Origin of the sequence: Paenibacillus glycanilyticus (assembly GCF_023715145.1) — a bacterium.
In the GTDB taxonomy this organism is placed as follows: domain Bacteria; phylum Bacillota; class Bacilli; order Paenibacillales; family Paenibacillaceae; genus Pristimantibacillus; species Pristimantibacillus glycanilyticus_A.
The window spans coordinates 165729-185757 of record NZ_JAMBNP010000004.1 but is presented as its reverse complement, the minus strand read 5'-3'; the positions used below and the strand labels follow the sequence as shown (position 1 = coordinate 185757).

At 49.6% G+C, this 20029-nt stretch carries 20 protein-coding genes; 18 read left to right on the top strand and 2 right to left on the bottom strand.

Going from position 1 to position 20029, the window contains the following annotated elements:
* Nucleotides 1-5: 5 nt before the first annotated feature.
* The 11 genes from M3194_RS13235 (at nt 6) to M3194_RS13185 (ending at nt 12172) form a co-directional block, all read left to right on the top strand.
* Nucleotides 6-1217, top strand: a complete 1212-nt coding sequence (locus M3194_RS13235) for a winged helix-turn-helix domain-containing protein (protein ID WP_251654550.1) — start codon at nt 6-8, stop codon at nt 1215-1217.
* A gap of 133 nt (nt 1218-1350) precedes the next feature.
* A complete protein-coding gene (locus M3194_RS13230) occupies nt 1351-2052 on the top strand; it encodes a response regulator transcription factor (protein ID WP_251654549.1) in 702 nt (233 codons plus the stop codon).
* 3 nt (nt 2053-2055) lie between these two features.
* Nucleotides 2056-3513 carry a sensor histidine kinase gene (locus tag M3194_RS13225; RefSeq protein WP_251654548.1) on the top strand — a complete coding sequence of 486 codons (1458 nt, stop codon included), beginning with the start codon at nt 2056-2058 and terminating at the stop codon, nt 3511-3513.
* 2 nt (nt 3514-3515) lie between these two features.
* Complete coding sequence (locus M3194_RS13220) at nt 3516-4685, top strand: WD40 repeat domain-containing protein (RefSeq protein WP_251654547.1); 1170 nt, start codon at nt 3516-3518, stop codon at nt 4683-4685.
* A gap of 206 nt (nt 4686-4891) precedes the next feature.
* Nucleotides 4892-6319, top strand: a complete 1428-nt coding sequence (locus tag M3194_RS13215) for an ABC transporter substrate-binding protein (RefSeq protein ID WP_251654546.1) — start codon at nt 4892-4894, stop codon at nt 6317-6319.
* Between the two features lie 30 nt (nt 6320-6349).
* A complete protein-coding gene (locus tag M3194_RS13210) occupies nt 6350-7741 on the top strand; it encodes an ABC transporter substrate-binding protein (protein WP_251654545.1) in 1392 nt (463 codons plus the stop codon).
* Nucleotides 7734-8612, top strand: a complete 879-nt coding sequence (locus M3194_RS13205) for a carbohydrate ABC transporter permease (protein ID WP_251654544.1) — start codon at nt 7734-7736, stop codon at nt 8610-8612. The genes M3194_RS13210 and M3194_RS13205 overlap by 8 nt, the downstream gene beginning before the upstream one ends.
* Nucleotides 8613-8630: 18 nt before the next feature.
* The gene (locus tag M3194_RS13200; protein WP_251654543.1) at nt 8631-9509 is read left to right on the top strand and encodes a carbohydrate ABC transporter permease; all 879 of its coding nucleotides are present in this window, start codon (nt 8631-8633) and stop codon (nt 9507-9509) included.
* Nucleotides 9510-9529: 20 nt separating this feature from the next.
* Nucleotides 9530-10672, top strand: coding sequence for an efflux RND transporter periplasmic adaptor subunit (locus M3194_RS13195; RefSeq protein WP_251654542.1), 1143 nt, complete (start codon nt 9530-9532; stop codon nt 10670-10672).
* A gap of 167 nt (nt 10673-10839) precedes the next feature.
* The gene (locus M3194_RS13190) at nt 10840-11592 is read left to right on the top strand and encodes an ABC transporter substrate-binding protein (RefSeq protein ID WP_251654541.1); all 753 of its coding nucleotides are present in this window, start codon (nt 10840-10842) and stop codon (nt 11590-11592) included.
* Nucleotides 11593-11734: 142 nt separating this feature from the next.
* Nucleotides 11735-12172 carry a DUF6376 family protein gene (locus M3194_RS13185; RefSeq protein WP_251654540.1) on the top strand — a complete coding sequence of 146 codons (438 nt, stop codon included), beginning with the start codon at nt 11735-11737 and terminating at the stop codon, nt 12170-12172.
* A gap of 36 nt (nt 12173-12208) precedes the next feature.
* Here M3194_RS13185 and M3194_RS13180 read toward each other — a convergent pair whose 3' ends face one another.
* Nucleotides 12209-12751 (bottom strand): TetR/AcrR family transcriptional regulator, encoded by a 543-nt coding sequence (locus tag M3194_RS13180; protein WP_251654539.1) that lies wholly within the window; start codon nt 12749-12751, stop codon nt 12209-12211.
* Nucleotides 12752-12948: 197 nt separating this feature from the next.
* Between M3194_RS13180 and M3194_RS13175 the strand changes: the two genes are divergently transcribed.
* From M3194_RS13175 to M3194_RS13160, 4 genes are all read left to right on the top strand, one after another.
* Complete coding sequence (locus M3194_RS13175; RefSeq protein WP_251654538.1) at nt 12949-13686, top strand: SDR family oxidoreductase; 738 nt, start codon at nt 12949-12951, stop codon at nt 13684-13686.
* 228 nt (nt 13687-13914) lie between these two features.
* Entirely contained in the window at nt 13915-15423 is a 1509-nt protein-coding gene (locus M3194_RS13170; RefSeq protein WP_251654537.1) for a spore germination protein, read from the top strand.
* 1 nt (nt 15424) lies between these two features.
* Nucleotides 15425-16594, top strand: a complete 1170-nt coding sequence (locus M3194_RS13165) for a Ger(x)C family spore germination protein (RefSeq protein ID WP_251654536.1) — start codon at nt 15425-15427, stop codon at nt 16592-16594.
* Nucleotides 16591-16821 carry a hypothetical protein gene (locus M3194_RS13160; RefSeq protein WP_251654535.1) on the top strand — a complete coding sequence of 77 codons (231 nt, stop codon included), beginning with the start codon at nt 16591-16593 and terminating at the stop codon, nt 16819-16821. The genes M3194_RS13165 and M3194_RS13160 overlap by 4 nt, the downstream gene beginning before the upstream one ends.
* On the opposite strand, the gene M3194_RS13155 is transcribed toward M3194_RS13160, so the two are convergent.
* Nucleotides 16810-17913 carry a GerAB/ArcD/ProY family transporter gene (locus tag M3194_RS13155; RefSeq protein ID WP_251654534.1) on the bottom strand — a complete coding sequence of 368 codons (1104 nt, stop codon included), beginning with the start codon at nt 17911-17913 and terminating at the stop codon, nt 16810-16812. The two genes, M3194_RS13160 and M3194_RS13155, sit on opposite strands and share 12 nt — an antisense overlap.
* A gap of 243 nt (nt 17914-18156) precedes the next feature.
* Here M3194_RS13155 and M3194_RS13150 point away from each other — a divergent pair, with 243 nt between their 5' ends.
* From M3194_RS13150 to M3194_RS13140, 3 genes are all read left to right on the top strand, one after another.
* Nucleotides 18157-18552, top strand: coding sequence for a MarR family winged helix-turn-helix transcriptional regulator (locus M3194_RS13150; protein ID WP_251654533.1), 396 nt, complete (start codon nt 18157-18159; stop codon nt 18550-18552).
* A gap of 95 nt (nt 18553-18647) precedes the next feature.
* Nucleotides 18648-19394 carry an SDR family NAD(P)-dependent oxidoreductase gene (locus tag M3194_RS13145; RefSeq protein ID WP_251654531.1) on the top strand — a complete coding sequence of 249 codons (747 nt, stop codon included), beginning with the start codon at nt 18648-18650 and terminating at the stop codon, nt 19392-19394.
* 82 nt (nt 19395-19476) lie between these two features.
* Nucleotides 19477-19956 carry a carboxymuconolactone decarboxylase family protein gene (locus tag M3194_RS13140; RefSeq protein WP_251654529.1) on the top strand — a complete coding sequence of 160 codons (480 nt, stop codon included), beginning with the start codon at nt 19477-19479 and terminating at the stop codon, nt 19954-19956.
* Nucleotides 19957-20029 lie beyond the last annotated feature (73 nt).

Below are 20029 nucleotides of genomic sequence, written 5' to 3'. Positions count from 1 at the left end.
GAACCATGATTCACACGACGAAACGGGCGCTTCGGCGCTTCTTATTGGAAACGCAGCTGCTGCTGCAACCGCGCATCAACGCTGAGGCAGGCAAGGAGCAAGTGCTCGATGTCATACGCCTGCTGGAATGCTTGCAAATCGATCCGGTGGCTGCCGTTCGGGCCAATCAGCATTTGGTGATGTCCGCCCGCATGGCAAGCTACGAACCAAGCATGCTGAATGATTTGCTCAGCGATCATCGCGTGTTCGAGTATTTCGCTAATGCCGCGTGCATCATTCCGATGGAGCATTATCCGATCTTTGAGCCAACCCGGCTGCGAATCCGCGAACATGTCTCATCTGCACTTGAAGCGTTGCAGCCGGTACCGGAGCAGGTTATGGACAAGCTGAGGGATGAAGGACCCCTGCCGGCAAGAGCTTTCGAATCGGAGGCGAGGGTACACGGCTATTGGGAAAATACAAATGCGAAAGCGAAAACAAAAGCGACTTCACACGCAATTAATCTATTGACCGATGCCGCCCATATTCGAATTGTTGGGAGAGAGGGCAATCAGAGGCTGTTTGATTTAACCAGCCGCAGCGTACCGGCAGAGCTGCTCGAGACAGCGGGTGAATTGGATAGGGAAGAAGCGGAGCGGCTCATGCTGCTTAAATATTTCCGCGCGTACCGCGTCTTCGAACCATCGGACTCCCGGTTTGGCTGGCTGCGTCTGAGTGCCGCACAGCGACGGGATGCGATCCAGCAGTTCATTCAATGCGGCATTGTCACTGAGGTTAAAGTCGAAGGCCTTAAGCATTCTTATTATGTGTTAGCCTCGGACGCGGAACGAGTATTGGCGCATCATCATGCGGCTGACGAATGGCAAGATAGCCGTATAGAGGCTGAACCCGACGAGATTACTTTCTTGCCGCCGCTGGATAATTTGCTATGGAGCCGTAAACGGCTTGAAGATTTATTCGATTTCGAATATCGCTGGGAAATCTACACACCTGCGGATAAGAGGAAGTACGGCTATTACGCGATGCCCATTCTGGCTGGAGACCGTTTGATCGGCAGAATGGATCCGAGGCTTGACCGGAAAGAGAATGTATTAAAGGTAGAACTGCTGCAATTTGAACCGGAAATGAAAGTATCCGCCCAGCTGCGCAAAAATGTGAAGAAGGCCGTTAAGTCATTTGCTAAAGCGAATGGGGCAGTTAACGTGATTTATAGTTAACGTCATTAAATGATGGGTTTGGAGACAATTTGTTGACATCTTCTCGACAATTCGTACACATCTTCTAGACATCCTCGCAACAACTGAGCGTTAAGCTTGAAAGGCACAAACGCAAATAGATTGGAGCTTCATAATGGACAAGACAAAAATACTTATCATCGAGGATGAGGAGGCTATCGCTGATCTGCTGGCTTATGGTCTGGGACGCGAAGGCTTTGAGACACGGACGGCGGCTAACGGGGCGGACGGACTTCGGGAGGTGCGGCAGTTCCAGCCTGATCTGCTGGTGCTGGACTGGATGCTGCCGGACCGAAGCGGACTCGATATCTGCAAGCAGGTGACTGCCCAATACAATCTGCCTATTCTCATGCTTACGGCAAGATCGGATATTACGGACAAAATCCTCGGGCTCGAGGTCGGAGCGGATGATTATATTACAAAGCCATTTGATCTTAGGGAGGTCGTGGTTCGGATTCGCACCATTCTGAGACGGCTGGCACAAGCCCAAGCTCTGCCAGTTGCAGAGGATGCTGGACCTTCGGTAATCAGCTTCCGCAACATCGTCATCTCCCCGGAGGAGCGCCTTGTAACGAAAGATGGCGCGACGGTTGAGCTGACGCCGAAAGAATTCGATCTGCTAATGGCGCTGCTTGGCGCTCGTGGCAAAATTTTCACGCGCGCCGAGCTGCTCCAGTCCGTCTGGGGCTACGATTTCCCCGGCGACATGCGGACAGTGGATACGCACATTCAGCGACTGCGCAAGAAGCTTGATGCGGCTGAATGGATAACAACCGTATTCGGTATCGGATACAAGATTGAGAAAAGGACGGACTGACCTATGCTTCGCACGTTACGGGCAAAATTCGTTATCGGCTTTTTCCTGATTTTTTGCCTTTCTTTCCTTGTGCTGAATATCACGTTGAAAGAATATATCCGAAGCAGCAACCGGAGTATTATTACCTCTGACCTCGTGGAGCTTAAAAATAACAGCAACGTCTATGTCCATCAAGCCTTTCTTATTAATCATTTTACAAATAACGACCTGTATTTCGGTCAAATGGCCGAGGAAATGGTCAGCGATCTTCACCGCGCCACTTCAAGCGACGTCAGTGCCTATACCGTTGACGGCATTTTGCTGTATTCATCCGACGAGTCAAAGTTTGCTGGACGTTCGACGGAGGATCTGAAGCTATCGCTAGGAGGAAAAACGGCCTATACCATTACCTATGAAGGCAGCACCGGCTCCGTGCTCTATTCCTATCCCGTGGTTATTGACGGGGTAAAGGTCGGCATCCTTCGGTTCGCCAAAGATTTCTCGGCCCTCTATGAACAGACCGGGAGAATTCTCAACATCATTTTCTATATCGCGCTCGCGATATTCTTGGCTGCGTTTCTGTTCTCGTACATGCTGTCCCGACATATCACGATCCCGCTCGTTAAGCTCACGCATGCCTCCACGGAGGTCATTCGGGGGAATTTGGATGTGCGCCTGAAGTTCCACCGCAAGGACGAAATCGGGCGGCTCGCAGAGAACTTTAACGATATGATTGGCCGGATCGACAGTCAGATCGCCACGATTGGCCGCGACCGTGACAGACTTAAAGACGTAATCGAGCAGGAGAAAAGGTTCTTCGACAACGTGACGCATGAGCTGAAGACGCCGCTCACGTCCATTCTTGGTTATGCCGAGATCATTAGGGAGAGCGGAGAAGCCGACCGCGTTTTCTTCGACAAAGGAATGACGCATATCGTTGAGGAAAGCCGCCGTCTACACGGCATGGTGCTGAACTTGCTTGAAGTGTCGCGCCGAACAGCCATATTGGACGAAGCCGTCCCAGTAGATGCTGGCGCGCTCCTGCGGGACGTATGCGATGCGATGGAGATCCGCGCCAAGCGTTACAAGAAACGAATCGACTTGGAGGCAGACGACGGACTTGTTGTTTTCGGCCAATCGGACAGGCTGCGTCAGTTGTTTATTAATCTGCTGGACAATGCAATCAAATACAGTGCACCAATGGCGAAAATTCAGGTTGCCGCAAGCTTGAAGGAAGAGAAGATAAGCTTCACATTCGGCAATCCGGGTCAGACGTTGTCCCCAGACCAGGTAGCAAGCGTGTTCGAACCTTTCTATTCCGGAGACAGAACGTTTAAGGAAGAAGGCAGCGTTGGGCTTGGTCTGAGCATCGTCAAATCGATCGTTGACGACCATAACGGCACAATCCGAATGGTTAGCGACGAGGGTCGGACAATCGTGTACGTTGAGCTTCCCGCAGCCGGAAAGGAGGGGAGCGTTTAATCATGCATACCAGAGTGAAACCAATAAAGCTGCTCACCTTCACCATGATGTCGGTCCTGCTTCTATCCATAACGGCTGGCTGCATGGGCGATTCTCATTCCGAAACCTTCGTGATTCCGGAGACGGAGGGACAACAGCCTGCAAGCGAAGCGAGCGTTGGACAAGCGTTTGAGGTGAAAACGATTTATCCATTGCCGGTATCGTCAGCCGAAGAGATGCAGGTGCTTGGCTGGACAAACGGGGAGGCGGTCGTCGGCCATTTCAAGGCTAATGTGACGGCAACTGCAGCTCCTAACGGCCTGCAGTTGCTTGCACCGCCGTATGAGAAGCCCAAGCTAATTGCAAGCACAGCAAATATCGATATAAGGCTGCTTGGCTTGTCCCCCGACGGGAAGAGGATTGCCGGACTATCCGAATCCGGGGATGGTATATCTATGACCCTGGTTCCAGTGCAGGGGAATCAAATCAAACAAATTGCAGCTCCTGCAGATATACAGCGAAAGATGCTTTCGCGCACCATACAATGGTCAAACAATAGCCGGTATATCTCCTATCTCGTCGCAGGCGACGGCCGTGGGCAGCTAGACATTGTCATCTACGATACGGTAGATGGGAAGGCTAAGCTGCATCCTCTTATTAATTATTCTACCGATAACAACAGTGCCACCGTTGTATTGTCAGACGACGGGAACCGCATACTGGTCGATGACGGGAAGCTGGTCACGATGGCCAAGCGCAACGAGGACGGCAGCTTCTCCGTTCAATATGACCATCCGTCGGGGATGGCCATCAGTAACTGGGTGGATGCCTCCAGGTTCATGTTCCTTGGTGCCGACGGTACATTGTTCCAGTATGACGCTCGTAACGGCGAATTGTCCGTTCTGCTGGAGAAGGTGGGCAGCTTCAGCTTATCCCCAGACCGGAAAGTGATCGCGTATACGCAAACAAATACGCAGGCGATCCATGTCGGCAAGCTGCAGGGCAACAACGTGTTATATCAGACGGTCGTGTACCAGGGAATTGTCCCGTCTCAAATGAAGTGGAGTCTGAAGGGCGGCTCGCTTCTGGTCGACAAAAGCAATCCATCTGCCGCGGTGGCACAGGAAATTTCTCCGGCACCGGTGGCTGGCCAGGATAGGTTACAGACCTTTGTCATACAGTTTAGATCATAGAGCACTACACGAACGATAGCATGAACGTCATGCAAAGCGGCAGGTTGGACGAAGTTTCGTCTAATCTGCCGCTTTTTTTTCGAAATTCGGAGACATTTTGTACACAAGACGATGTAGGTTTGGAGATATCTCTTTTTTATAATGTGGGCAGAGCTCGTTACAAGAGGGCAAAGAATTAGCACTCGATAACAAAGGAGAATATGTCTATGAAAAAATACAGCAAAGGTCTTATAGCGGGCTGCCTGCTTGCTTTGGCATTAACCGCATGCACTGGGGGAGGGTTGACAAACGGAAACGCGGGGAGCTCCGGGAGCGAGACTGGTGAAGGTACGGGAGCTTCTCCCGCTGCTTCAAGCGACGGGAATGCATCGCATGACGGCAGCAAGAAGACAATCGTCTTCTCAACCTTCTGGCAAGATCCCAAATATGAGGAAGCTAAAAAAGAATACGAGGCGCTCCATCCGGACGTTGAGATCAAGCTGGAAAACGTAGATTACACGGATGCCACGCTGGAGGCGGATATGGAAAAGTACGTAACGACCACAAACGCGGCGATGCTGGCGGGCAAAGGCCCCGACCTGCTCGAGATGGATATGCTCCCGGTTGACAGCTACATGAAGCATGGCCTCTTGACTGATCTGAGTCCAATGATGGCCCAAGACAATAGCTTCAAGAAGGCTGATTACTTCATGAATGTCATCGATAACGTCCGCGCTGGCGATTCTCTTTATTCCATGCCGCTCTCCTTCTTCCTGATGGGCTTTGCCGGGGATGAGGGCGCTATTGGCAAGACGGGAGTGAAGGTTGATGACCAATCGTGGTCATGGGCTGATTTCACCAAGACGGCGAAGTCAATGACAGCAACCGGCGGCTTGCCGTCCGTATTGTCTTATGAAGGCCCCGAATACTTACTAGGGGAGATGGTTAGCGATAACTATTCCCTGTTTGTCGAGCCGGACGGCCGCAAGGCGCATTTCGATTCCGCATCCTTTACGGGCCTCATGAAGCAAGTGAAAGGAATGTTTGATGAAGGACTCGTCTCCAAGATAGGCAGGGGCGCTAACGCTTACTTCCAGAGCGTTCAGATTAATTCGCCGAAGGATTATTTGGAATCGATGCAGGTTGCCGGTCTGCAGATGAAGATGTTCGCCAAGGAAGACGGCGATCACATGAAGCTGTACGCGAAGCCGCATGCGCAAGACACGGCGGCAGGCGGGTACTTCAAGACTTATAGAAGTGTCGCAATTAGCGAGAATTCCAAAGTAAAGCCGGAAGCATGGGATTTCATCAAGTTTATGCTCTCTCAAGACATTCAGTCTGCGGCAACAACGACGGGCTTCCCGGTTAACAAAGCGGCTTACGCCATTCAAATCGGAGAGCTGAAGAAGCAAGGCGCATTTAAATCCGCAGAAGAAGGACCGCTTCATGGTTCGATGATTCAAGCGGACGGCGGGATGCTAAGCGGACTCGACACCTATGTTAACGGAGCCGTACATCCTGCCCAGGATAACAAATCCGACAAGATGCGCGAATTGATCATCACAGAGTCGAAAGCGTACTTCGCAGGTCAGAAGACGGCGGAAGCTGTTGCCAACCTGGTACAGAACAAAGCCATGACTTATCTCAACGAATAACAACGAAACGAGATGAAAGAGATGAAAAAAATGGGATTAATTTTGCTCTCCGTTGCACTTGTCGTATTAACTCTTGCCGCTTGCAGCAGTAATAAAGGCGCAAGCGAAAGCGATACCGCAATTAAGAATTTGGGGAACCCAACCGATGGAGACGAAGCTTCGGCAACCACAAATGCCGCTGCGGATTCCGGTGGCCACAAGACGATAGTCTTCTCGGTCTTCTGGCCGGATGAGCAGTACGAACAAGCTGCAAAAGCTTATGAGGCGGCACACCCGGACGTTACGATCAAGCTTGAATACGGGCTGAGCGAGCCGTACAACAACGATAGCAGCAGAGAGCAGACGGATGCCGATATCGAGAAGTTTACGACATCCACGAACGCGGCTATGCTTTCCGGCAAAGGGCCTGACCTCCTTGACCTACGATATTTGGCCGCTGACGATTACGAAAGGCATCATCTGCTGGAGAATTTAGGGACAAGAATGGACGGAGATAAATCCTTCCGGAGGACAGACTACTTCGCTAATGTGCTTGGCGGCGAAGGGTCTGCTAATGGCCCCTTCAGCCTTCCGCTTTCCTTCAGCTTGGGCGGCATGGTTGGCGACGAAGCTGCAATAGCAGCAACAGGCGTTACATTCGACGATCGGACATGGACCTGGGATGATTTCATGAAGGCGGGAAGGGAGCTTGTGGCGGCAAAGGGGAAATATAACGCGGCTATCGTCAGCGGGGAAGGCATGCTAGTAGGCGGTTCCGATTATTTCGTCCGCAGCGTCGTTGCCGACAATTACAGCAGATTTGTCGACGAAACCAATCGGAAGGCGAGCTTCGATTCAGCAGACTTTACGGGCTTGCTTAAGCAAATAAAGGGGATGTACGACGATGGCATTGTTGGATCTACTGAACGGGGTTATTTTACAAACGTATCCATTTTGTCTCCCGAGGATTATTTAACTACGTTAAACGTGTTTGGCGACGACACTACTTTTTATGTGAAGCCGCACGCGGATGAAGAAGCAGCGGGCACTTCTTTCGAGACGCGTTCGGATATCGGAATTAACGCCAATTCCAAAGTGAAAGACGCGGCTTGGGATTTCTTGAAATATATGATGGATCACACAACGATCGGCCTTCCCATCAACAAGGAACGCTTCGCGAATGCCATCCAGCAATTGAAGGAGAAAGGCTCCATTACGCCGCCAACCATCGGCTCGCAGCACAGTACGCCTTTCAAAGTGGACAACGCCAAGCTGGACTTGCTCGAAGGCTTTGCGGAGGCTGCTTCCCGCAAGAAGAATCGTTCCGGCAAAGTGCTTGATATTATTTCAGCTAATACCGCAGCTTTCTTCGCCGGTCAGAAATCTGCGGAAGACGTCGGAAAGCTGATTCAAAACAAAGCGATGACGGTCTTAAATGAATAGCAGACGGTTACGGCGGATGAGCCGCGACGGGGCTGTGGCCGGGCTGTTCCTTGCGCCTAGCCTTATCGGCTTCTCCGTGTTTTATCTCATCCCTTTTGTTCTTGGCTTCTACCAATCGTTTACAGACGGTGCGATCGGCGGACAATTAGTCGGCTTCCGCAATTATGCGGATTTGTTGCATAGCGCTTCGTTCCGCAAGGCGGCTGGCAATACGATGCTGTTCACGGCGGTCGGCGTGCCGCTGCTAATCATCCTGTCGATGACGCTTGCGATCCTGCTCAACCGCTCGCTCTATCTGCGAAGCTGGCTGCGGACCTCATTTATGCTGCCGCTCGTCGTCCCTGTCGCTTCCGTTGTGACGGTCTGGCAAGTTTTCTTCGACTGGAACGGGACCTTAAACGCATGGCTGCATGAATTAGGAATGGCCCGCGTGGATTGGATGCAATCCAATTGGTCCATGAGTATCGTTGTTGTCATGTATGTATGGAAGAATATTGGTTATGACATGATCCTGCTGCTGGCCGGTCTTCAATCGATTCCGAAGGATTATTATGAGACGGCATCTCTTGAGGGAGCTGGCCGATTCCGCCAGTTTCGTCATATTACCGTTATCTATTTGACGCCAACCCTGTTCTTTGTGCTGCTCATATCGATTATCAATTCGTTTAAGGTGTTCAGGGAAACGTACCTGCTGGCCGGGGATTATCCGTATGACCGGCTGTATATGCTGCAGCATTACATGAACAACATGTTCTTCGAGCTGGACGTGCAGAAGCTGACGGCCGCCGCTACCCTTATGGTCGGCTGCATCGTGATGCTAACCTCAGGACTGCTCCGAGCTGAACGCCGGTTCAGGGAAAATTCGGAGTAGAGAAAGGAGGAATAGACGATGAATAACCGCCCAAGCCTGACTGGGCTGGCGCTGTCGATGTTGTTTGCCATATTTGCTGCTGCCATGCTGTTTCCGATCGGGCTCACTCTTGTAAGCTCTCTAATGTCGGAAGCAGAGATCAGCCAAAACTACGACCTGATTGGGAAAATGGTAGACACGGCAGACGGCGGCAAGGATGCGTTCGTTAACCTCAAGCTTCTGCCGGACTGGCTGACCATTCAACAATATGCGCAGGTGTTGATTCTGAGCCCTAAGTTTCTGAGCATGTTCTGGAACTCCGTCGGCCTTGTAGGACCTATTGTTGTGGGTCAGATCGTTGTCGGCTCCCTAGCCGCCTATGCTTTTGCAAAGCTTCGTTTTCCCGGACGGGATAAGCTGTTTTTTGTTTATCTGATGACGATGCTCATGCCATTTCAGGTTACGCTGGTTCCAAACTACCTGGTCATCGATAAGCTTGGTCTTATGAACCACTCGTCGGCCATAATACTCCCCGGCATATTCGGGGCCTTCGGCGTGTTTATGATGCGCCAGTTCATGGCCCATATTCCGTACGCGCTCACCGAGGCCGCCAAAATCGACGGGGCGGGCCAATTGACTATATTCTGGCGCGTCGTCCTGCCGCTGGCCAAGCCAGGACTCGCAGCGCTGGCAGTATTGCTGTTCGTCGATTACTGGAACATGATCGAGCAGCCGCTTATATTCTTGCAGGATTCGGTCAAGCAGCCTCTGTCGCTCTATTTGGCGCAAATCAATCAGTCGGCAAGGGGAGTCGGCTTTGCCGCCTCCTCGCTGTATATGGCTCCCATGGTGCTGCTCTTCCTATATGCGGAGTCTTACTTCGTGGAAGGTATACAGCATTCGGGGATTAAAGGATAAACTCAGGAGTGATGATGGTAATGGAAGAACAGAAGTCGGGGTTCAGTAAACGGAAGCTGCGCATATTTGCTGGACTGTTTCTGGCTCTGCTTGTCATATGCACGCTGGCTGGCAATACGCTTCGGAGCATGTCGCTGCCGAAAGTCTACACGCAGCCTGCGTCAAAGGGCTCCGTTGCGCATGAGTACGAAGGCAGTGCGACGGTGCAGCCGGGTCAAACATTGGATATCGCAAACCCGGCGGGCTGGAAGGTGAAAAAGGTGCTCGTTAAGCAGGGAGACAAGGTCTCCGCCGGCCAGAAACTGATCGAATATGACGATAGCGAATGGAAGCTGCAGCTCGATGATATGCAGACGAATCTGAAGAAGCAGCAGCTATCCATGGACCAGCTGCAGGCAAATTATATTGCGGCCGTAACGGAAGGCAGCGAGAGTGCATTAGCGGAAGCGAAGATTGCGATAGAATCGGCCAAGCTTGATATAGCATCGCAGAAGCAGCATATTCTAAGCCTCCAGAAGAGCATGACTGAAGGACAATCGGTCTCGGCGCCTTTCACTGGCGTCGTGATCCAGGTTAATGCTTCAGCTGGCACAGCTCCGGGCTTAGGGCCGGAGCTTGTGTTAGCCAATTCTGCGAAAGGCAACGAAATTCGGCTGCAAGTACCGGGAGACGTCGCAGGCTTGCTTGAGATTGGTGAAGTCTTGGATCAAATTACGCTTTCCGATAAGTCCAATCGGCAGCTATCCGGGACGATTGTATCCATAGATGACGGGGAATCCGGAGGCGAGGGAATTATGCCTGCAAACGCTGGTGACGATTCGAACAATACATCTTCGCTGCCAAGCAGCGTGACTATTTCTCTTAAAGACGATAACTTAAAGGGAGGAGATCGTGTGGAAGTGAAGATCGCAAAAACCAGCGAGGAGCAGACCGTGACGGTTCCAAATGAAGCCGTTCATCACGACGAGCGTGGCGCTTTTGTGTTTACGCTGGAGGGCAGGGAAGGACCGCTCGGAAACGCCTACTATGCCGTAGAGACACCGGTTAAGATCGCGGATTCGAACGCATATGTGACATCCATTGCCGAAGGGCTGTTCGAGCAGCAGGAAGTAATCGTGAACAGCACCGGTTTCCTGTTGGATGGGACGCGCGTAAGAAGATAACCGGCTAATCTATGCGAATAAACGGCAGCAGCCAATGGCTCGCCGTTTTTTTGCTGTTATGGCAGGAACGATTAACGAGATATCGAATTACATATATTCGCGTGTTTCAATCATCTGAGAAGCTTCGCAAAGTTAAGTGATAGAAGGATAGGCAAGAGGAGAGGGCAATGGATCAACAACAGCAAATAACAGAACTAATAAGTGCGTGGTATAACGCTGCTTATACAATATTGGATGTTCGTCACGTAAGCATGGGCCCGCAGAAGCCGCTTCAAAATTATCGTCTTCCGGCGAACAGCTTTCTGTTAGCTTACCGCGGCAATGCCTTCATAGAGCTTGACGGCAAGCCTTATATTACAAAGTCGTTTCAGCTGCTCCACGGCGTAAAGGGCAGTACGCTGGACATTGTCGCGGCGGAGGAGCTATTCGCTTATTATATGATTTTGTACAAGGCATCGGAATCATTGCCGGAGAAGGCGCTGGCGGATTACGATCAAAAGGCGAAGGAAGCCAAGGAGATGCTTCAGCAATCGGTGGGTACGAAGTCTGCGGCCGCTCTATGGGTAACGGCAAAGAGCGTATACGTCGTCAATCAGAATCTCTCGAGCGGCGACGTGTTATATAAAGACCTCGGGTTCACGGTGCCGGCGGTAGTACAGGAATTGTCCGCTGCTTCCAAGTCGAACTGGAGCACGCTCTCTTTGGAGAAGCTGGCAGAGCTTGATGCCGACTATTTGTTTATCGTGAACACAAAAGGCGTATCGAAGGAAGAGTTGTTAAAGGATCCGATCTGGGCAGGTATTCCTGCGGTTAAAGCCGGACAAGTGTATGATTTCGACAACAGCAGCAGCTGGTTGTATACCGGAGCGATTGCAAACGGTCAAATCATCGATGACGTATTGGCGAATGTTCTGAAATAAGGCTTCAAATCAAACAGCCTCAAAGCGCGGTCTCCGCACTATGAGGCTATTTGCATGAAGCGGCGGGATTCATGAAACCCTTTTACGTTAATACCGTACAACATACAAACCAACAATTAAATAGGAAGGAAGAGGAAATAAGATGAGGAAATTGATGATACTCTTAGTCGTTCTTTCAACCATGATGTTAAGCGCGTGTTCATTCTTGGATAGCGCTAATCAGTCATTACAATATGCGGACCAGGCTACCGATCACATCAACAAATTGTCCGACTTTGCGGAGCAAGCCCCTCAAATGATCCAAGATGCCGCAACCAATCCGGAAATCAAGCAGCAGCTTGAGGATCGATTGATTGCTTTGAAAGAGGATATTGTCCAGTTCAATATCATCGATGCCCCTGCACTGGCGAAGGATCTGCATCAACAAATCGTCGAGAAAAATCAGGTGCTGCTGCAGGAGATCGATCAAGCATTGGCAAGTGGCCACCTGGTACTGGACCAGCTTCAGAATTCCCAAATTATACAAACGATTAACGATATAACAAGCTTCCTTAACCGGATCGAAAATTTAGGATTGTAATTGTAAAAGCCGCGTAAACGCGGCTTTTTTGTTTGACTATACATGATTCTTTTCAAATAAATTTCGAACCTGGTCTGCCATAAATTGTATAGAGTGAGGCATTTGGCGGCGGATCCACCATTCCACAACGCCGATGAAGGCCGAAGCCAGGAACTGGGCTTTTAACTCTTTGTCGATATTCTCATCCGTGCTCTCCATTTTGGCCATCATATTGACGGAGAAGAAATTAATCATCCGGTCCCGGAACAGCAAGACTCTTTCATTGGAGAACATCGCGGAGAAAAACGGGTAATGATCGCGAAAATAATGAAATACGGGCTCAGAGCTGATCGTGGCAGACTCACGTTTCTCGCATAAGGAAATTAGTTCATTGATGTGATCCTCAATGCATTTATCCAATAAATCGTACTTATCCGTGTAATGCAGATAAATAGTGCCGCGGTTAACATTTGCGCGATCTGCTATTTCGTTTATCGTTATTTGTTCAAAATGCTTTTCCGAGAAAAGCTCCAGAAACGACTTTTTAATGGATTGCTTGGTTCGGAGAATGCGACGATCCGTCTTAACTAGCGTGTCCAACTCGTTCTTACCTCCTTCAGATATTCAACAATTCGGAGGATGATGTTGTATATCTAACAAATACGCATCAATCAACCATTGAGTAATCAGGGCTCCTGTCTATAATGTTAATCAACGGCCGTTAAATATTCAACACGCGTTCATTCACAACAATTAGACTACTTGGAAAAAATGATCTTACAAAGGGGCCATGAGCAATGGAAAATATAAAAAATAAAGTTGTCGTCATTACGGGAGCATCCAGCGGAATAGGGGAGGCTGCAGCGAAGCTGCTCGCCCAACATGGTGCGAAGGTTGTATTGGCTGCAAGAAGAGAGGAACGTCTTCACGCGATTGTTAATGACATTAAACAAAGCGGCGGCGAAGCCGTGTCCGTGAAAGCAGACGTCGTTTCTCCCGAGGACATGAAAAGATTGGCCGAGTTCGCGTTAAGCGCGTACGGCCGCATCGATGTATTAGTAAATAATGCGGGAGTTATGCCAAGCTCCAGACTTAACGAGTTAAGAGTCGAAGAGTGGAATCAAATGATTGACGTGAACATCAAAGGTGTTCTGCACGGGATCGCGGCGGTATTACCCGTCATGCGCGAGCAAAAGTCGGGTCATATCATTAACTTGTCCTCCACGTCCGGCTATCAAGTATCCGCAACGTCAGCCGTCTATGCGGCCACCAAGTTCGCGGTGAGAGCCATTTCGGAAGGACTGCGACTCGAAGAGTCAGCGGCATCAGGCATTCGATCCACCGTCATTGCGCCAGGTCTGACGAAGACGGAGCTCTTCGACAGTATTACCAGTCCGGAAGTAAAGGCGCTTGCCAGCCAAATCGGGGATCTGGGAATTTCGCCTTACAGCATTGCCAGAGCTATAGCGTTTGCGATTAATGAACCTGATGATACCTTGATCAGTGAGATTATGGTTAGACCAACCGCTCTATAAAAACTAAACTTAAAAATAAGGGAGTCCCGTTTAACGGGGCTCCTTTTTAATGTCAGCCGTTTAATCCGAGGCTTCTCCCGGGTCGTATAATTTTGGGCAAAATTTGGGAAAATATGACCATCGAGCTGGAGGGAGGGTATTCTTGTGAAGCGGTTTAGGAAATGGTTGCGAGCAGAACCCCGGCATACTTCTTTACCTGAAAAGCTGCATTCAGAGGATGACGAGAATGTGGAGTTAACCATGGATCTGAACCAGAACGAGAGGACTTTCCGGGACATCTTCAAAAACTGCTTCGATATCAATTTCCGTAAAATCAGTCTTGCCGGACAAGAGCGGCAGCTGGTTATTTTTATTGCTAGTCTCGTTAATGAAGAGATAATCGACGATCATATTCTGCATCCGATGCTTGTTAATGGAATCGACAAAGAGGCGGAGAATGAACAATACGATGCGGAAGCGCTGGACAATTCCGTTATCTCCGCAGGCTCGACGAAACGTTCATCCAACGTCAATGAGATCGTTCGTCAGCTGTTGGATGGCCATGCTGCCATTCTAACGGGCTCAGATAACAAAGCTGTATTGGTTAAGGCAAACGGCATCAAACAGCGCAGCCTTGAAGAGCCCTCCTCTGAACCTGTCATTCGCGGCCCCAGGGACGGATTCATCGAAAGTCTCTCAACGAACGTAGGCCTGCTGCGCGGCAGACTCAAAACATCGCGTCTCAAGACGGAAGCCGTTACGATTGGCAGTTTGTCTCAAACCCAAGTTGTGCTGACTTATATTACCGGAATTGCATCCGAAGCTCTAATCGATGAAGTCCGTGAAAGAGTAAAACGAATTCGTATAGACGCTATCCTGGACTCTGGCTACATCGAGGAATTCATCGAGGATTTGCCTTATTCTCCATTTCCGCAAGTGCATAACACGGAGCGGCCGGATGTCGTAACCGGAGAGCTGTTAGAAGGAAAAATCGCCATACTTGTTGATAATAGCCCTATTGCATTAATTGTTCCCATGACGTTCTGGACAGGACTTCAAGCGAGCGAAGATTATTATGTTCGCTGGCCCATCGCAACATTCGTGCGCTGGATCAGATTCTTGTTCCTCTTTATCGCTATTTTCGCGCCTTCCTTATACGTGGCGGTGACGACTTTCCATCAGGAGATGATTCCGACAAATCTGGTCCTGAGTATTGCGTCTTCCAGGGAAGCCGTTCCTTTCCCTGCTTTGTTCGAAGCGCTGTCGATGGAAATTGTCTTTGAAGCGCTTCGCGAGGCGGGAATACGACTGCCGAAGCAAATCGGTCAAGCGATCAGTATCGTAGGGGCTTTGGTCATCGGGCAGGCAGCCGTACAGGCTGGAATTATATCCGCCCCGGTCGTCATTATCGTGTCGATAACCGGTATTGCCACGTTTGCGATTCCGCGGTACAGCTTTGCAAGCGGCGTTAGGCTGCTGCGTTTTCCCATTTTATTTTTGGCGGGTACACTAGGTCTTTACGGCATCGTGCTTGGATTTCTGTGCATCGTGCTGCACGTTGCCTCTTTGCGGTCATTTGGGGTCCCCTATCTAACGCCGCTTGGCCCCGTTACGGTTACAAGTCTGAAGGATGTCCTGATACGCGTGCCCGTCTGGGCTAGAGGTAAACGTCCCGGGGCAGCGGGAACTTCCGATTCGGTCAGGGTACCGGCAGGGCAGAAACCGAGTCCTTTCCGGGAGGACAGAGAAAGGAACTGACATGAAACCATTCCTGCGCATCTGCTTAATCCTCTCCATCCTCTTGACCAGCGGTTGTTGGGACCGTACGGAAATCAACGATCTTGCGTTCATCACGGGTACGGCGTTTGATTTGACGGAGAAAGGCGAATATCTGTTGTCCCTGCAATTTGCCGTTCCAACCTCTTCGGATGGTGGAGGAACGGGAGAACCGCAGCAAAAGTTTTTCGTCTTGTCCGCTACGGGGAAGAATGCAAACGAAGCATTTGAAAAGATTCAGAAGAAGAACTCCCGCAAGCTGTTTACCGCCCATCGCAGCGTCATCCTTATCGGCGAATCGCTGGGCCGGCACGGGATAAACGATGTGCTGGACGTATTCTCGCATGATCCTCGTCAACGATTAAAGACATATATCATGGTTGTAAAAGGAGGAGAAGCCCAAGAGGTTTTGCAGACGCGCTATCCCTTTGACCAGGTACCGATGGAAGCCGTTAAAGAAATGGAAATTCAACGGGCCGAAATCGCTACTTCCTTGCGGGATTTTTTCCTCGCCGCTTCAAGCCCGGGCGTCTATCCGATGATGGGGGTGATTGAGGCAGTATCGGAAGGAAGCAATCCAAGCAACAAGACCAATATGTTCAAATTGTCGGGGGCTGCCGTATTTAAGGATTTAAAATTAGTTGGTCTATTGGATGGTTTTGAGGCGGATGGACTGAATTGGGCAAACAGTCACATGAAGGATGGAAGAATCAATGCCGAATTGCCGGAAGGCATAGGCAACGTCGGAATGGTTGTCGTTCGCGCTAGCCGCATGATCAAGTCAGATCTACGCGGGGATCGAATTCACTTTAAGATCATCTTGCATGGGAAAGGGACACTTATAGAAAACAATACCGACCTGGATGTAAGCGTGCCGAAGAATCTGACTCTGGTACAGCATGCCTTGGAGAAGTCTGCCGAGAAGCAAATACATAATGCTATACTCAAGCTTCAAAAGCAATTCAAAGCGGATGCGATCGGTTTAGGGCGAGAGCTATACAGAAATAAGCCGACTGAATGGAAGGCCGTACAAAAAGAGTGGGACCAGAAATTTGCCGAGGCGGAGGTTACCGTAGACGTGAAGCTGACAATCGGAGGCGCGGGGATGGCAGGCCCTCCATTACAGTTAAATGCAGAGGAGATTTTGAAATGATCGCGTACATCATGGGCTATGTGCTCATTGTGGTCCTTTGGATTACTTTTCGAATACGATCCTTGCTAGGTAATCAAAAAAATAAAGAAGCGATGGTGATCAGCGGGATTTTGGTTATCTCCTTGCTGATCGGTTCTTTGTTGATTGGGCGGGTTCGACTGCCTAGCTTTGTTCTTGTCATGCAAATCCTTCTCGAACCCGTTGGGAAATATTTGTTAAAGCAATGAGCGTTTGGTTTTTCTCTTTATCGAATCTATCACCAAAAGCAAAAAGGGGATAAAAGTGTGATTAAAAAATGCCAATAGCGGAAACGTAAAGGCAAGATAATGGAGCAGCTCCGCGCTATTCTTGAAAATCCATACCGATCCAACAAGGGATAGCAGAGTGAGCGGCGGTACAAGATCCCGATAGTTCCGAATTCCGAAAAGCTGGCTTACGCACAGACTCAGAATAAACACGGACACCGCAACTTTTACGAAGCAGCCGATTACCCACGTAGAAACGGCTATGGCCTCCAATCGCTCTAAAGACCCCTCGATCCCGATATATTGGACAACGCTTAAGAAGGAGTAGGTTAATTTGCTCGTCAACGGTCCAAAAATCATTATCGTAAGCATCACAATGCTGACCGTTAGAAAAGTGATGCCAATAAGCGCAATCATCGAAGCTTTGCGGGCTTTGCCAGGCTGGTTCAGGTAGGGCAAGAGCCAGCCCAAAATAAAGAGCTGATTCATAAATCCGCCCGCTGGGCTGAGAGCTCCTTGCAAAACCGGATATATTCCATCATCTAGAATGGGCTTGATTTGATTGGCATTAGCTTCCATAATCGACAGAATTAATAGAGGAACAAAACAAACGAGCAGGAGGAGCGTAAGAAACTCGCTGCTTCTGGCAATGACCTCAATTCCGAGACTGGCAGCTATTCCGCATAGGATCAAGAAGGTCAGACTCGTCACGATGGTAGGGCTTTTGGGCAGCAGAAGCGTATTAATAAACCCCGTATGCTGCATCGTAATCGTCGATATCGAAATAAGCCAATAATAAATGTAATTGACCGCAACTAAACTCCCTAACCATTTCCCGAGAATTGCTGAGCTGTACTCAATAATCGTCTGCCCGGGATAACGATTCGCAAGCGTAATCATGGTCCAGATACTAACAAGTCCCGTGACAGCGGCAAGCAGGGCGGATATCCATGCATCTTGCTTAGCGAACATGACCATAAAGGAGGGAACCGTCAATAAGTTCGTTGAAATAATAAAAGTAAATAATAACAAGCTCAATTGCTTACCGGTGATCTTTTCAATTGCTGCCTGCATTCCGAGTTCTCCATTTCCTAGCAAAGGTGTTCCAAGTATTGACGTCACGTTATCTATTTATACGATTCTCGGCTAGAACGAATAGCATTTACGGAGGGAGGAGTTCAGAATGGATCTGTCAGCTTGACTTTTTGTTTATAACGCAGTATTGTTAATTCGCAAACAGTTAATCAGTTAATCATTAAGGAGGTTATACGTATAGAGAAATGGGATCCGTTCAAACAAGCGATTCTTCCGATTGATGTGTTTCTCACGATTTACAAAACCAGTCACCATTTGGTTCAGAAGCTGGAGGAGAAGCTGGGGGGATTCGATTTAACGCTTGGCCGTTGGTGCTTATTGGTGGCCCTTAAGCAAGGCGGCAGGCCCATGCTCCCGTCCGAGCTCAGCGATGACCTCTCCGTGACAAGGGCAAACATAAGCAATTTATTAAATGCCTTGGAGAAGGCGGGAAGGATCCAAAGAGATTTCGACCCCGCTAACAGAAGAAGAATTCTTGTTCGTTTAACCGCGGAAGGCGATGAGCTGATTACCGCAGTATGGCCTGTATACGAACAAACCATTGCCGAGCATATCGGCGGTAAGCTTACACCTGAGAATCAAACGTTATTGAAACAATTGCTGAATCAATTATTCTAAATACTTCTTGGCCGCCTGGAAACAGGGCGGTTTCTGCCTAATAGTTAATCAATTAATTATTAGTAATTAAACAAACGAGACGGGAGACTAAACTCATGTTAAACAATAAGGTTGTCATTATTACAGGCGGGGGTTCCGGTATCGGACTCGCCGCCGCAAGGATGTTTGCGGCAAAAGGGGCTAACGTGCTCATTACGGGACGTCGGATGGAGGTTCTGGAAGAAATAACGGCAAATCATCCGTCCATTAAGGGCTTTGTCGCTGATGCAGGTAATCCGGAATCGGCAGCTCTTACCGTTGAAGCCGCAATGAAGCAATGGGGTCGAATCGATATCATCGTTAACAATGCGGGTGCCGGCGCCATCATGCCTCTCGAAGATGTGAATGCCCAGTCCATCTTGGATATCTTCACAGTAAATGTCACTGGCCCAACGCTGCTTGCCGCTGCTGCAATCCCTCATCTTGAGAAGACGAAGGGACTTATCATCAATATGTCGAGCACCTATGGCAGCAAGGCGGGGGCCAACCTCTCGCTCTATGGGTCGAGTAAAGCGGCAATCGAGTATATGACGCGCAGCTGGGCATTGGAGCTCGCTCCAAAAGGGATCCGCGTGAACGCCATTGCTTCCGGACCGGTTGAGACTGCCTTCCTTCGCGATCGCATGGGTCTAACTCCCGAGCAAATCGATGCCGTCAAGGAACATGAACGTCAAAGCATTCCGCTTGGCCGCCGCGGCGAACCAAACGATGTGGCGGCTTGGATGGTGAGCCTTGCTAACCCGGAGATGAGCTGGGTTACCGGCCAAGTGATTGGGGTCGATGGCGGGTTAATGGTTACCTAAAAATTTTTTCTGTAATCTATGTCACAAATAAAGATCGTCGATTGTCTTTATAGTGTCAAACAAAAACGAGGAGGAATTACAAATGACACAACGTTTAAATTATATGCAGCAATCGCCAGAGCTTTTCAAGAAAATGATGGAATTCAGCAACGCCGAGAAAGGCAGCTCCATTGAAGAGAAGATCCTTGATCTTGTTCATATCAGAGCTTCGCAAATGAATGGCTGCGGCTTCTGTCTGGATATGCATGTGAAGCAGGCAAAGATCAATGGAGAAACCGAGCTTCGTCTCTATCATACTTCGATTTGGAGAGAATCCACCCTGTTTGAACCGCGTGAACGCGCTGCGCTGGCTTGGACGGAGATTCTGACCAACCTGCCCGCGCATGGTGTGCCGGACGACGTTTATAACCGCGTTCGCGAATACTTCACGGAGAAAGAAATTTCCGACCTGACTTTCTCGGTTATGGCGATTAATGCTTGGAACCGAATCAATGTAGCCTTCAAACAGGTACCGGGCTCCGCTGATGCTGCTTTTGGATTGTCCAAAGCCGGTTTGAACTAATTCATACACCTTAGAAAATTCATTGAATCCTCCACCCGCAATCTCCTTGCTGCCGAAGAAGCGCGGGAGTGAA

What these genes read in the sequence shown, in the direction of transcription:
- M3194_RS13200 (WP_251654543.1), top strand. Translation starts at nt 8,631, where the DNA reads ATGAATAACCGCCCAAGCCTGACTGGGCTGGCGCTGTCGATGTTGTTT.
- M3194_RS13175 (WP_251654538.1), top strand. Translation starts at nt 12,949, where the DNA reads ATGGAAAATATAAAAAATAAAGTTGTCGTCATTACGGGAGCATCCAGC.
- M3194_RS13225 (WP_251654548.1), top strand. Translation starts at nt 2,056, where the DNA reads ATGCTTCGCACGTTACGGGCAAAATTCGTTATCGGCTTTTTCCTGATT.
- M3194_RS13215 (WP_251654546.1), top strand. Translation starts at nt 4,892, where the DNA reads ATGAAAAAATACAGCAAAGGTCTTATAGCGGGCTGCCTGCTTGCTTTG.
- M3194_RS13160 (WP_251654535.1), top strand. Translation starts at nt 16,591, where the DNA reads ATGATCGCGTACATCATGGGCTATGTGCTCATTGTGGTCCTTTGGATT.
- M3194_RS13145 (WP_251654531.1), top strand. Translation starts at nt 18,648, where the DNA reads ATGTTAAACAATAAGGTTGTCATTATTACAGGCGGGGGTTCCGGTATC.
- M3194_RS13235 (WP_251654550.1), top strand. Translation starts at nt 6, where the DNA reads ATGATTCACACGACGAAACGGGCGCTTCGGCGCTTCTTATTGGAAACG.
- M3194_RS13155 (WP_251654534.1), bottom strand. Translation starts at nt 17,913, where the DNA reads ATGCAGGCAGCAATTGAAAAGATCACCGGTAAGCAATTGAGCTTGTTA.
- M3194_RS13220 (WP_251654547.1), top strand. Translation starts at nt 3,516, where the DNA reads ATGCATACCAGAGTGAAACCAATAAAGCTGCTCACCTTCACCATGATG.
- M3194_RS13210 (WP_251654545.1), top strand. Translation starts at nt 6,350, where the DNA reads ATGGGATTAATTTTGCTCTCCGTTGCACTTGTCGTATTAACTCTTGCC.
- M3194_RS13185 (WP_251654540.1), top strand. Translation starts at nt 11,735, where the DNA reads ATGAGGAAATTGATGATACTCTTAGTCGTTCTTTCAACCATGATGTTA.
- M3194_RS13205 (WP_251654544.1), top strand. Translation starts at nt 7,734, where the DNA reads ATGAATAGCAGACGGTTACGGCGGATGAGCCGCGACGGGGCTGTGGCC.
- M3194_RS13140 (WP_251654529.1), top strand. Translation starts at nt 19,477, where the DNA reads ATGACACAACGTTTAAATTATATGCAGCAATCGCCAGAGCTTTTCAAG.
- M3194_RS13230 (WP_251654549.1), top strand. Translation starts at nt 1,351, where the DNA reads ATGGACAAGACAAAAATACTTATCATCGAGGATGAGGAGGCTATCGCT.
- M3194_RS13190 (WP_251654541.1), top strand. Translation starts at nt 10,840, where the DNA reads ATGGATCAACAACAGCAAATAACAGAACTAATAAGTGCGTGGTATAAC.
- M3194_RS13165 (WP_251654536.1), top strand. Translation starts at nt 15,425, where the DNA reads ATGAAACCATTCCTGCGCATCTGCTTAATCCTCTCCATCCTCTTGACC.
- M3194_RS13195 (WP_251654542.1), top strand. Translation starts at nt 9,530, where the DNA reads ATGGAAGAACAGAAGTCGGGGTTCAGTAAACGGAAGCTGCGCATATTT.